The organism is Quyinboa mangrovi (assembly GCF_042219825.1).
Classification (GTDB): Bacteria; Bacteroidota; Bacteroidia; order Bacteroidales; family UBA5342; genus JBHJHP01.
Genome location: NZ_JBHJHQ010000006.1, coordinates 283926 through 298066 on the forward strand (window position 1 = coordinate 283926; position 14141 = coordinate 298066).

Sequence of the window (14141 nt, forward strand, 5' to 3'; positions counted from 1 at the left end):
TTCACAAAACATGCTGCGTTTTGGTGTGTTATAGTTGTGGACAGAGCAAAACTTCACATTTTTTTTAGGATATAAGTTTTTGTTAGGTTTTAAACTAACACATCATTTTTTATGAGTAACAACAGAATTAATTATGCAAATCATACTAAAACAGATTTTATTGATGATTTGCGATCACAGGTAAATGAGTATTTTAAAAACAGAAATATTTCAAAATTTGGAAATACAGGGATTAAAATTAAATCGGTTTTAATGATGGTTCTCTATGTCGTTCCGTTTGTCTTAATGCTTTCAGGACTAATTACTTCCGTCTGGTTAATGTTATTGTTCTGGGGAGTTATGGGAATAGGAATGGCCGGATTAGGTATGGTTCTGATGCATGATGCCAATCATAGAACATATTCTAAAAATCAGAAAATCAATGCATTCTTAGGAAATTCCCTGTACCTGTTGGGTGGATTTCCGGCAACCTGGAAATTTCAACATAATACGTTACATCATGGTTATACTAATATTGATGGTTTTGACGGAGATATACATACAACCGGTTATCTGCGCTTTTCACCGAACCAGCCACATCATAAAATTCACAGAATTCAGCAATGGTATGCATGGTTTTTCTATACCCTGATGACAATATCATGGATCACAGTAAAAGATTTCCAGCAGCTATGGAACTGGAGAGATAATGAGCTCTTTGTAAAGAGTAATAAATCATATTCAAAACTATACAGGGACCTGATCGTTTCAAAAATACTGTATTATGGTATTGCATTGGCTTTACCGATTATACTAATTCCTTTTGCCTGGTACTGGGTTTTTATTGGATTTTTGGTTATGCACATTGTGGCCGGATTTTCACTTACTATCATTTTTCAAACTGCACATGTGATGCCGACATCATCGTTTCCGTTACCTGATGATAGTGGCAATATTGAGAACAGTTGGGCTGTTCATCAGTTGATGACAACAACTGATTATGCACCGAACAGCAAAGTATTTAGTTGGTTAATAGGAGGGTTAAATTTTCAGGTTGTACATCATTTGTTCCCAACAGTAAGCCATGTGCATTATAAAAATCTGTCAGAAATAGTGAAAAAAACAACCCGTAAATACCAACTCCCGTATCATGTTCAGTCCAGCTTCCTTAAAGCCGTTTACAGCCATTTTTTGATGCTTAGACAGCTTGGTAAAAACATGTCTGCCTGAACTAATGTTTTTACACAATCAGTTGATTTTCAAAATCATATTCCTCGGGAAACAGTTCCGGATGCTGGTTTAATGCACCCTGATACATGGTGGCAAAAGCAGCACTAACCCAAATAGAAGCCGGAAATACACCAACTATAAGCATAATAAGTCCGAAAATGATGATGAAAACAGATAGGAAGGCAAGCCCGAAAATGCGCCATCCAAATCCACGGGTAAGTTTCCAGCTGGTTTCAACAGCTTCGATGGCATCCATATTTTTATCCATCACAAGATAGGATACAAAAGCAAGCCGGCACGCTACAACAATCCCCGGGATAATCAGCAAAATTGTTGCCATTCCTACCAGCATTGTTTTTAGCAGGTTAGCCAGAACAACATTCCAGTACCGGTCGAACCCCCTAACAATGTCTCTGATTTCAACTTCACCATCTCTTATGGCCTGAATATATATATAGTCGGCGCTGTAATGAAATGCAGGCCTGAGCAGAAAAAAGTAGACTGTTCCCACAATTATTCCAAAGAATTCTATGATAAACGGAATGTTCCAGTTTTCATGTTTGGCTGATGCATTTACCGGTCCGTCAATCAGCATAATTATGATAGAGACCAGAAACAGCGGCAGAAAGTATTGGAGCATTTTTTCCCATCCTTTTGATAAGCTAAAGGAAACAGAAGGGTAGTACGATTTATAATCTATAATTTCCATGATTTTTTATTTCAAACTTAGGCTAAATTATGTTTGAGTTTTAACGACCAAAGTAGTGATTTACAAAAAAACTACTTTAGTAGTGTGCTCAATTGTAATATCTTACATACTTTTAGCTCATCAATGAATTATGAGTTGCTGATCATATGGTTATTGTTTGTGTTCTGTGCTGCTTTATCGGTTACGGGAGTACTTTTGCTATTCCGGCTGAAACAAAAACATGAGAATGCTGACTTCAGACAGATACATTATGCGATGGTGCTGTTATATACGTTCGGATTTTATGTATTGTGGGGAAGGCTATTTATCCGGATCATTTTACCGGAAACAAATTACGCAAACGACTATGATATTATTCAAAATGTGAATCAGGCACTGGGAATTCCGTTTATGTTTGCAGGTTTTATTTTGTTGGTTTATTGGATATTCAGCAATTCGGAGATTAAAATAGGTACGTTAAAGTTGCTCATAGGTGTTCTGCTAATTTTAAGTCTTACCGGTGCGCATTACTATGTGTATCACTATGATTTTTTCCAAAATACGGTCCAGATTAACCAGGTATTAATTGCATTATTTGCGCTTTGGACTTCCTTGTCACTCTTATTTTTCTGTAAATGTATTCATTTCAATTTGCGTATAATTAATGCTGCCGGTTATACATTGGTGGCTATAAGCAATCTATTTCTGGTTTTTATATTCAGTGATCTGTTAATTGTATCTGTCGTTAACTTGTTCTTTTTTCTGGTAATGACAAGTTTTACAGTAGCCGTTTACTATGGTTTAAATATTAGGGTTGAACCGGAAGTTTCAGGGACATCTTCTGAGAGGATTTTCATTAAGTTTGGTGTAACCCAACGTGAACGGGAAGTGATTTGGGAAATACGGAACGGGCTTACCAATCAGCAGATAGCAGATAAATTGTTCGTTACACTACAGACCGTAAAAGATCATAATTCAAGGATTTATCAGAAGCTTGGTGTTAAGAACCGGACGCAACTGGTCAAACTTTTTAACGACGAAAAACAATGAAATAGTTTGTGCTTCAAACCATTCTGTATTTTAGTTGTTGATAATGACCTGAAACCGTATTTTTGCATCCCGTGAATAATTTCTGGAAAGACATAACAAAACCGGTTTTTGCACTGGCTCCAATGGAAGACGTAACCGATACAGCTTTCCGCGAGCTGGTTATGCGTATTTCCGAACCGGGAAAACTGCATATTCTTTTTACTGAGTTTACATCTGTAGACGGTATGAACCATCCTGTTGGACGGGAGAGGGTTGCCGAACGACTGGTGGTCACTGACAGCGAACGACAGTGGTTGAAAAAAAGTGGTGTAAAACTCGTGGCACAGATCTGGGGTAAAGAACCGGAATTATTTAACCGGGTCACGAAATATATCACGGAGCATTACAACTTTGACGGGATCGATATCAATATGGGGTGTCCTGTAAAAAATGTGGTGAAGAATGGTGCCTGTTCAGCGCTTATTGATCAACCGACAAGAGCTCAGGAGATAGTTTTGGCTGCAAAAGAAGCCACCCATCTTCCGGTGAGCGTGAAAACAAGAACCGGAATCCGGCAGCATGAAACGGAGCGCTGGATCACGCAACTTTGCGAGGTGAAGCCGGCAGCCATAACCTTGCATGGCCGCACACAAAAAATGATGTCGGAAAAACCGGCGGACTGGAACGAAGTGGCAAAAGGCGTGGAGGTCAGAAATCAGTTGGTGCCTGATATTCCTTTCCTTGGAAACGGTGATGTCTGGAGTTATGAACAGGGCGAAGAATACTGCAAGACCTTTGGCACTGACGGTATTATGATTGGGCGTGGTATTTTTCATAATCCATGGTTTTTCAATCCATCCAAAACTGATATTTCCAAAACTGAAAAACTAGAGGTACTGCTGAAACATGTTGACCTTTATGAAGCGGTCTGGCAGGGGAAAAGAAACTTTAATATTCTGAAACGGTTCTTTAAAATTTATGCTAACGGCTTTGATAATGCTTCTGATTTGCGGGCACAGTTAATGGTTTGTAATGAACCTGATGAAGTCAGAAAAATCATGCTTCCATTATTGAGTAAGTAAGTATAAATAAGATTTTGCGTTATTTCTGTAACAATTTCATTGGGTGTACGTATTTACATATGAACACACTGCAATGAAAAAACTACTTATCCTAATTTTCTTATTTTTTTTGGCATTGTCATATGCTGCAAATCCGGTTGATACAAGTAAAAGAGTGGAGGCGCTTTTAATTGAAAAGCCTTTAAAAATTGATGCGGTTCTGGATGAGGATTGTTACAAACAAGACGTGCCTGCAACTGACTTTCTTCAACTCATGCCGCTTAACGGCAAGCCTGCCATGCAACCCACAAAGGTGTGGTTCTTTTATGATCAGACTGCAGTTTATCTTGGTGCCATGTTGTATGATTCGGCGCCGGACAGTATTTACAATTACGTGACGGAACGCGATAACATTGGTATGTCGGATTATTTTGGTGTGTATCTTGATCCGTATAACCAGGGACAACTGGCTTATGGATTTTTTATAAATCCGGCCGGTGTACAAACTGATATTAAAGCCATTAAAAAAGAACATGACAATGAGGACGGAAGCTGGGATGCCGTATGGGAGAGTAAAACAAGGATTACGGATAAGGGATGGATTGTGGAAATGAAAATACCATATTCGGCTTTGCGGTTTCCTGAACATAATACGGCCGACTGGGGCATGAACATGTTCAGACGAATCCGGCGATTCGACTCCAATAACTCATGGAATTTTGTGAATAGAAATGTCAGCGGATTTATTCATCAGCAGGGCAGGTTAGGTGGTATAAAAGATATTAAGCCACCTGTGAGATTATCCTTTTCCCCGTATGCCGCAACCTATCTCGAATTTTCAGGATCAGAAAAGCCCCATTTTTTGTACAAAGGTGGCCTTGATCTGAAATACGGTTTAAGTGAAAGTCATACGCTGGATATGATGGTTATTCCGGATTTCGGACAGGTGCAGTCTGATGATCAGGAGCTGAATCTATCTCCTTATGAGCTTTATTTTGATGAGCGGCGTCAGTTTTTTAACGAAGGAACCGAACTGTTTCAGCGGGCCGATATTTTTTATTCCCGCAGAATCGGATCAGCCCCGATCTTTGGATATAAGGCAGAAGATATATTGAAAGAAAACGAAGTTGTAAATTCTTTAGCCACCGAAACACAACTTGTAAATGCCACCAAAATAACCGGACGTTCACCCAAAGGTTTGGCCATAGGTGTTCTGAATGCCATGTCGTTGCCATCTGATGCAGAAATCCGGGATACGTTAACAGGAGATACAAGAAAAACCCGTGTTCAGCCTTTCACGAATTACAATGTGATTGTTTTGGATCAGTCGCTAAAAAACAATTCGTACGTCAGTTTTATCAATACCAATGTATCCATGTGGGGAAATCCGTTTTACGCCAATGTCAGCGGCACACAGTTCCTTATCCGTGATAAAAGTAAAACCTATGCGGTACAGGGATCAGCAGCGGTAAGCAACCGACTTGAAGACGGAAAAACACAAACTGGTTTCAAAGCGAAGTTACAGCTTGAGAAAAACAGTGGAAAATGGCAGTATACCCTGTTGCAGAAGGTGATTGATGACACCTTTAATCCTAATGACTTGGGCTATCTGCGCCGCAACAATGAAGTGCATACCGAGCTCATGCTACAACGAAATATTATTGAGCCATTCTGGATTTTTCGCGAAATGTTTACCCAAACATGGTATTTTCATTCCAGAATTTATGACCCCTTTGTGCCGGCAGGAAATGAATGGGGCATTTACAATTCTGAGCAGTTTAAGAATTACTATTACATGGAATGGAATACCGGTTATAATTTTAAGCACAACGATTATTATGAACCAAGGGGTGATGGTCGCTATTTTACCGAAGCGGGACATGCCTGGTTCAACCTGTTTCTAAGAACCGATAACCGGAAAACATTCACTTTTTGGGGCAGTATAAGTAATAGCAGGTACATAAAATGCGATAAAAAGGAGATGGGGTATGACGCAGGTGTTAATTTAAAAGCCGGTAAAAGGCTGAACCTGGAATATGAAATGGAGGTGAACAATGTCTGGAATGACAGGGGGTATGTAGATCAAAGCGAAGATGAGATGTCTGTCTGGTTTGGGCGGCGCGATGTGGCGGAGATAACAAATGCACTGTCGGCTTCCTACGCGTTCAATAATAAACTGTCCATGCGTTTCAGAGCCCGGCATTACTGGTCATGCGCAAAATATCTGGATTACTATCTACTCAATCCTGATGGTTCTCTTTCTGCCGATCCATCTTATTCCAATAATGAAGATGTCAATTTTAATGTCTTTAATATTGATATGTCGCTTCGTTGGGTATTTGCCCCCGGAAGTGAAATGTCTCTGGCATGGAAGCTGAATTCGCTGGATGTATGTGATGATTTGATGAAAAGTTATTTTTCAAATCTTGATCATACGCTGAGCCTTTCTCAAACCAATAGTATCTCACTAAAAGTGCTTTATTATATTGATTATAACTCCTTAGCAAAAAAATAAGTTGCAAAACATTGGCTATTTTGACCATAGGAGTTCAAATCGGATTTCACTGTTTTCATCTACCGAAAAATTTATGAGCGTTTCAGTTTTTTCTTTGCCGTTCACATTTTGATACAGATAATCGGATAAGAAACTTAAATTATCATTTATTGCATCTCCGATTAATAGAAAGTAAGCACCATCTACAAACGGATCGGCGCTGCTTGAATAGGGAAGTTCTGAAAGATTACATTTCATAATATCGGTTTCAGTAATTCCCCATAAACTGTAACCTGTCGTATCGCTTATTGTAAAATTTGTGATGTTAAATGTAATGGGATCAATATTAAATGTCAAATGACCACCATAAGATTCTTTATTGGTACTCCACTGTAAACTTGCCCCTGAATAGATATTCCCGGAAAATGTTCCCTGTCCTGTACACTGATGAATAATGGTATCATTTTTTAAAATTACAGCTCCATTGTTTGTTTGTATTGTAGCGTCAACTTTAACTGTGAACCTGTAAAACTTGTGTTCCCACAGAGCTGTTTCCCATTGCCATAATGTCAAATCATTCAGCCCCATATATTTTATACTCACGTCTTCATTTTCATTGTTTATATAGGAACTTCCTAATGAAGTATTATATCTCCACGTCATGGCAGTTTCAGGTTCAAAATTATACGGGTATGAAAGCCTATACAACAAATCTTCAGCCCATTTAACATTTTTATCGGTATAAACCGAATTATTGAAACCGAAATATCCACCCTTGTAATTATCGTAAAACATTTGAGGCCATCCACCTAAAAAGCTGTAGCAAAATCCACCATAAACGAGCTTGTTTTCATCTTTAAAATTATTATTTTTCTTAATGAAATCTGGGCTGACAACATAAACATTTTTGGCTGTCCTTAATCTAAAGCGGAACACGGTTTTTGATTTTATTTCATCGGAATATTTTGTGGTGGAGGCTGAATTTATTGGTTCTCCTGTAAGTAATAATACCGTATCTTCTGATATTTTAATTCCATGGGAATAGATGTGAATAATGCCATAATCGCCGAGTGATGCGAATTTATCAAGTGTACATTTTTCATTTAAGTAAACTTCAGGTTCCTCGTAACCGGCAATGGGAAAATAAGATTTATATTTATTAATAAGCCAGTCAGCGAATTTTTTTCGTTCGTAATAATGCGGGTTTAGGAAAATTGTTTTAGTAATTAATGGGGGAGATTGATTTTGAATTTTTGAGGATTTTACACTTGTTTCCCGTTCGGGAGTTTCAGGAATTTTATCATATTCAGGACCATCTTCGCCGTCAGTTAAAATTCCACCTTGTGTGCCATCACTGAAGGTAATAAAAATGCCCTGATCAATAACTTTACCGGACGTAACATAGTCAGATTTTACGAGTTTATCTAGTGTCGCTCGCTTTGCCGTTTCAGGAGATTCTGTTGTTATCAGATCTTCATATTGATTAAATCCTTCTTCTAAAATACCTTCAATATTTTCCTCGGTTATTTCAGCTGCCGGCAATCCGGACTTTTCTTTCTCGCAGGAAGGCAATAGCAGAATTCCCATAAAACCAACGAGAGTCAGTTCAATTTTTTTTATAACTGAAGCGTTCATTTTGCAAGCATTTGGAGTAAAACAGGTATAAATTTACGCCAATTTAAAGAAATAAACGAACTCATTCAGAAGGCTTTTGTGTTAGATTGCGATTTAAATACTTGGAAATTTATTAATGAAAAAAAGTCTTTGCGACTTTTGATAAAGGATAAAAATCTCTATCTGATCTGAAATCGCTGCTCCTAACAAAGTTGTTGGAATCGCAAACAAGGGAATCTCTGTTAATTAAACGACAATGAGATACAATTTGCAAACTTGGCAAAAGCAACATCTCTTTTTGCAATATTCTTAAAAAGATATAGCTAATTCTTTACATACCGCTTCAACAAAATAAATACCGGGAAGTGGTCGCTGTAGCCATTAAGATAAGCTCCTCCTGCATGAGTACGTAATGGATAACCCTTATAGCGTCCTTCCTGTTGTTTCAGGAATTCTTCGTTATATATAAAAGCCTTCTGAAATTCCAGTGAATTATCTTTGGGTTTGTACAATCCCGGAGAAATAATGATTTGGTCAAACAGATTCCACTGATCTCTGTAGGCCAGAGATCCCATTCCTTTATTGAACAAAGTCAGCATAGGATTGTATAGTTGATCATTTTTCAGGTTTTTACTGTCGGTTGTATTCAGAAACTTATGCACACTTTCGTTGATCGGATCATCATTGAGGTCACCCATAATTATGATTTTTGCTTCAGGATTATCCTTCATGATGCTGTCGGATATATGCCGTGTAAGAACTGCAGCACTATCTCGCAAAGGACGGCTGGATAGCTCTCCTCCGTAACGCGATGGCCAGTGGTTTACGATGATATTAATTTTTTCATCCAGCAAAAGCCCACTGATAAGTAACTGATCCCTTGTTTTAAAATTGGGTCTGTCTTTTAAATGATACGGGTAGGGGTGAATATTGGTAGGCATGAAATATTCCGAACGGTACAACAGTGCTACATCAATTCCGCGTCTGTCAGGCGAATTGAAGTGAATGATCTTCCAGTTTTGCTGACTTAACGGTGCTGTATGAATGAGATCTTCAAGTACTTTTCTGTTCTCTATTTCACTGACACCCATAATGACCGGATGGCCATTTTTGACATTATCACCTATTCTTGATATGGCATAAGCCATGTTTTTTAATTTATTCTCATACTTTTCTTCCGTCCATTTCATTCCGCCTTCTGGAAGGAACTCCTCATCATTGATGGTAGTGTCGTTTACGGTATCAAACAGATTTTCAAGGTTATAAAAACCTATGGAAACACGTTCAATCTTTTTTTGAGCATCAGCTGACTGAACAGATAAGAGAAATCCTGCAGACAGGATAAGTGTTAAAATCTTAAACATGACTTATATTCGTTTTGTGTGCGATAAAAATAGTTATTTTCGTATGTTTTTTTAATGATTCAAACAAACAATTTGAAAAAAGGTTGTTATTGTATAATTTAGTTCTCTTTTTTTAGAACACACTACTAATTAAACACACGTATGAGATTTTATTTTTTATTCCTTTCATTTCTCAGTCTGTCAATTCTTTCAGCTCAGAACAGGGAGATCTCGGGAAAAGTTATTGACAATGAAAGCAGGCTTCCTGTTGCCTATGCCTTTATCACAATAGATGGAGTAGGCGATGTTGTTGCTTCAGAGGATGGAACCTGGCAAATGAAAACAGATCAGGCCGGACAGCTTATTATCTATGCAGAAGCCAGGGGATATACCCGTAAAACACTGATTCTGCCTGCTGATGAGAATTTTTTACTGATTGAGTTAACCAAAGATGAGTTTGCTGATATTTCCAAAGTGGATCTGTCGCAGGTTGTGGTAACCGATGATGAAGATGAACTTGATAACCAGCAGTCAGCAAGTGGCATCCTTACATCTTCAAAGGATGTTTTTGACAAAGTCAGTTCGTATGAATTTGGAGTGATGCGTTTTAATGAACGTGGTCTGGACTCAAGGTATTATAACCTATGGTTTAATGGCGCACCCATTAATGATATGGAAAGCGGGCGGGCTACCTATGGAATATTTGGCGGCTTGAATGATGCTGTACGTAACCAGGAAGTCGTAGGAGGAATGGCGAATTCCGATTTTGATTTCGGCCAGCTGGGTGGTTCAGGTTATATTTATACATCACCGTTTTTATATCGGACGGGACTAAAGACTACGCTTTCATCAGCCAACAGAAATTACCGTAACAGGGTAATGATGACCTATTCAACCGGTATGCTGAAAGGTAACTGGGCTCTGACCGCTTCTTTATCTAAACGTTGGGCTGAAGAAGGATATGTCCCCGGAACATTTTACGATGCCTATGCAGGATTCCTGAGTGTTGGAAAAAGGTTCGGAACCAAGCATGATATTACATTTACTGCATTTGCAGCTCCCTCCAGGAGTGGAAGAAATTCAGCCATTACAAAGGAAGCAGCTGAACTGACAGGCACTAACTATTATAATCCATATTGGGGCTACCAGAACGGTGAAAAAAGAAATACAAGGGTTTCTTCCTATTTTGAGCCAACCGGAATACTGAACTATAAATGGCAGATCAGTGATAAAACAAAACTGACTACCGTACTTTCTTATGCATGGGCCAAAAATGGTTACAGTGCTTTGAACTGGTTGAGAGGAAAAGATCCCAGACCTGATTATTACAGGTATTTTCCGAGTTATTATAAGGATAACGAGATCAATTATAACATTGTTCGCTCTTACTGGTTAACACAGCCGGATGTGACGGGACAGGTTAACTTTCAGAATTTGTACGACATTAACAGACGTGCAACAACTATTTCCGGAGTAAACGGGAATCCTGATGAAACGTTCACTGGTCTGGTTTCAAGTTATATCATAGAGAACAGAGTAACCGAAAAGAATACGGCCTCTGCCAATATGGTTTTAAATCATGAGCTTTCAGAACGTTTAAAACTAAATGCCGGAGCCACTTACAGGTATTACGATGGTCGCCATTACAACGTTGTGGAAGACTTATTGGGTGGAGAATATTTTTACGATATAGACAAGTTTGCGGAACGCGATTTTCCTGATCCGCAAATTGCGTACAACGACCTGAATAATCCTGGCCGTTTACTTAAGGTAGGCGACAAATACTCTCACGATTATTCAGCTAATGTAAGAAGCTGGGAAACCTGGGGAGAGCTGGCTTATAATTCAATTAGCATTGACGCGTTCCTTTCGGCAAAGTTATCAGGAACTGAATTCTGGCGGACCGGTTATACGCGTAAAGGTTTATTCCCGAATGACTCCTACGGAGACAGCAAACATTCCAGTTTCCTGAATTATGGTATCCATGGTGGAGTGGATTACAAGATTAACGGACGGCATATTTTACGTGCGAATGCTATGTATATGACGCAGGCACCATATGTAAGAAATGCATTTGTTTCTCCAAGAACCCGGAATCAGATTGTGGACGGGCTGAAAAGTGAGGTCATTTATGGTGGAGAAGCTTCATATATTTTCCGTCTGCCTTCACTCACAGGTAGGATTACAGGATATTACAACAAGTTCGAGGATAATACAGAAGTTGTGTCTTTCTATCACGATGCTTATCAGAACCTGCTGAATTATATTTTAACAGGTATTGATTCCCGTCATCGTGGCATGGAGTTGGGATTTGAATATACCATTACAGACGGCTTGAAAACCAGTGCAGTGGTTTCTTTAGGTGAATATATCTATACCTCAAGACCTACAATCCAGGCGTATGTAGACAATCAGGCAGCACTTGTGGAAGAAGAATCAGGTGTAGTTTATGCCAAGGGATTTTATGTGCCGGGAACACCGCAGACTGCTGCATCCTGGGGTATGGATTATCGTGGATCCAAAAACTGGTGGGCAGGATTTAATGTCAATTACCTGGCGGACCGCTACCTTGATTTCAATCCGGCCAGAAGAACAACAAACGCGGTTCAGGGCTTGAATTTGAATGATCCGGCCGATTATGCACTCTATCATCAGATAATTGATCAAGAAAGGATCAGTGATGCATATTATACCAATGTCTTTGTTGGAAAATCATGGTATTTGGGTAAATATTACCTGATTGCTTCCCTTAATGTCTCAAATGTATTTAATAATCAGAATATCGTAACGGGAGGTTATGAACAGTACAGATTTGATTATACAGGAAAAGATCCGAATAAATATCCAAATAAATATTACTATGCTTACGGGCGCAACTATTTTTTAAATGTTAGCCTAAGCTTTTAATTAAGATATAAGACGTAAGATTTAAGACAAAAGACAAAAGACAAAAGATTTAAGACGCTGAAAATATTAGAACAATGAAAAACTATAAAACACAAATGAAACAGGTTATCTTCATGACATTACTGGCTTTACTGTCATGGTCGTGTATTCACGAGAATTTTGATGAGCCGCCGGTTGCAAAAAATTATGATTTTGAAGCGAATACCACCATTGCTGAACTGAAAGCGATGTATGATGCTGATAAGGATACCAACCAGATTGAAACAGATGTAGTAATTAAAGCAACCGTCATTTCAAGTGACGAGACGGGAAATTTCTATAAAAAACTGGTTTTGCAGGATTCTACCGGAGGAATTGAATTTCAGATTGATCAATATGATTTGTATCTGGAATATCCTGTCGGAGCTGAAGTTCTTGTGAAATGTAAAGGACTTTATATCGGAGATTATGCCGGTGTAATTCAGATGGGGAGCTCAGTTTTAACTTCAGGTGGCTTTACAAATATTGTGAGGATGCCTCCGGTGATGTTGCCTGATGTATTTTTCCTGACAGGTAATTATGTAACGCCAGTACCCGATACTTTAGCAATCAGCCAGTTATCTGATGATAATATCAACACGTTGATAGCCATCAAAAATGTACAGTTTGCAGACGGTCAGGCAGGTAATGCTACCTATGCCGATGCTGTAGGACAGACAACGCAAAACCGTACAGTGGTTGAATATAAAACCAATAACACCATTTTATTACGTAACAGTGGCTTTGCCTCGTTCGTAGCGGATACTTTGCCTGAAGGAAGTGGGGTGCTGGTTGCCGTTTATGGTGTGTTTAATGCGGATCAGCAGTTATTTATCAGAGATACTAAGGATGTACAGTTTGATCAGCCAAGATATACCGGAACTTCAGGTGGTGGAGGTGAAGAACAGGGAACCGGAACAAAGGACGATCCTTACAATGTGTTGAAAGCTATCAATAATCAGGGCAGTACGGTTTGGGTTGAAGGTTATATCGTAGGTTGTATTAATGATATTAGTTTAAGTACAGCAACCTTTACTTCACCATTTTCAGCAACAACCAACATCTTGCTTGCAGATGATCCTGAAGAGACAGATATAAATAATTGTGTGCCAGTACAGCTACCTTTTGGTGATATTCGTACAGCATTGAATCTTGCTGATAATGCAGGAAATCATAAAAAACAGGTAATTGTTAAAGGGGAATTGACCGCTTATTTTGGTGTTCCGGGTATTAAAAATGTAAACGGTTATTGGATGGATGGTGACGGTATTGATCCGGATTATGTACCTGAAGGACAAATCTACAGTCAGACATTCTCAGGAAATATAGACGCTTTTACGGCATTTAATGTAGCTGGTTCCGCAGTATGGGAATACCAAACTTATGATGGAGGTTGTGCTGTAGCCAATGCATACAATCAGGGAGCTAATGAAGACTGGTTGGTTTCTCCTGCTATAAATACAGCAGGTTATGCTACCGTGACGATACAGGTTCGTCAGGCCATGAATTATATTAAGACTAACGGATGGGGTGATTGTCAGGTTTTAGTGTCGAATGATTATGATGGTACATCAAGTCCGGATCAGCAGGGAACATGGAATCTGATAGAATTTAATACAAAACCTGCAGGTAGTGACTGGAATTTTGTGGATTCAGAGAATGTTGATATTACTTCGTATTCAGGCGGAAATATCTATGTAGCACTAAAATATTTATCTACTGCAACCGAGGCTGTGACCTGGGAAGTAAGTACTGTATCGGTTAACGGATCGAATTAA

General features: G+C 38.9%; 9 protein-coding genes. 6 read left to right on the forward strand and 3 right to left on the reverse strand.

The features are described 5' to 3' along the window. Positions 1 to 111: 111 nt before the first annotated feature. Positions 112 to 1209 carry a fatty acid desaturase family protein gene (locus tag ACE1ET_RS14475; RefSeq protein WP_375729135.1) on the forward strand — a complete coding sequence of 366 codons (1098 nt, stop codon included), beginning with the start codon at positions 112 to 114 and terminating at the stop codon, positions 1207 to 1209. 10 nt (positions 1210 to 1219) lie between these two features. On the opposite strand, the gene ACE1ET_RS14480 is transcribed toward ACE1ET_RS14475, so the two are convergent. Next, a complete protein-coding gene (locus ACE1ET_RS14480; RefSeq protein ID WP_375729136.1) occupies positions 1220 to 1918 on the reverse strand; it encodes a hypothetical protein in 699 nt (232 codons plus the stop codon). A gap of 123 nt (positions 1919 to 2041) precedes the next feature. On the opposite strand from ACE1ET_RS14480, the gene ACE1ET_RS14485 reads away from it, so the two are divergent. The 3 genes from ACE1ET_RS14485 to ACE1ET_RS14495 all read left to right on the forward strand — a co-directional run bounded on the left by ACE1ET_RS14485 (position 2042) and on the right by ACE1ET_RS14495 (position 6502). Further along, a complete protein-coding gene (locus ACE1ET_RS14485) occupies positions 2042 to 2947 on the forward strand; it encodes a helix-turn-helix transcriptional regulator (RefSeq protein ID WP_375729137.1) in 906 nt (301 codons plus the stop codon). 71 nt (positions 2948 to 3018) lie between these two features. Continuing rightward, positions 3019 to 4008 (forward strand): tRNA dihydrouridine synthase, encoded by a 990-nt coding sequence (locus ACE1ET_RS14490; protein ID WP_375729138.1) that lies wholly within the window; start codon positions 3019 to 3021, stop codon positions 4006 to 4008. Between the two features lie 73 nt (positions 4009 to 4081). Further along, the gene (locus ACE1ET_RS14495) at positions 4082 to 6502 is read left to right on the forward strand and encodes a DUF5916 domain-containing protein (protein WP_375729139.1); all 2421 of its coding nucleotides are present in this window, start codon (positions 4082 to 4084) and stop codon (positions 6500 to 6502) included. Positions 6503 to 6517: 15 nt separating this feature from the next. Here the strand turns inward: ACE1ET_RS14495 and ACE1ET_RS14500 are convergent, their stop codons facing one another. Next, a complete protein-coding gene (locus tag ACE1ET_RS14500; RefSeq protein WP_375729140.1) occupies positions 6518 to 8116 on the reverse strand; it encodes a hypothetical protein in 1599 nt (532 codons plus the stop codon). A gap of 302 nt (positions 8117 to 8418) precedes the next feature. Next, complete coding sequence (locus tag ACE1ET_RS14505; protein WP_375729141.1) at positions 8419 to 9459, reverse strand: endonuclease/exonuclease/phosphatase family protein; 1041 nt, start codon at positions 9457 to 9459, stop codon at positions 8419 to 8421. A gap of 141 nt (positions 9460 to 9600) precedes the next feature. On the opposite strand from ACE1ET_RS14505, the gene ACE1ET_RS14510 reads away from it, so the two are divergent. Together ACE1ET_RS14510 and ACE1ET_RS14515 are read left to right on the forward strand one after the other, a co-directional pair. Next, on the forward strand, positions 9601 to 12345 hold the full coding sequence (locus ACE1ET_RS14510; protein ID WP_375729142.1) for a hypothetical protein: 2745 nt from the start codon (positions 9601 to 9603) through the stop codon (positions 12343 to 12345). Positions 12346 to 12419: 74 nt separating this feature from the next. Next, positions 12420 to 14141, forward strand: coding sequence for a DUF5689 domain-containing protein (locus ACE1ET_RS14515; RefSeq protein ID WP_375729143.1), 1722 nt, complete (start codon positions 12420 to 12422; stop codon positions 14139 to 14141).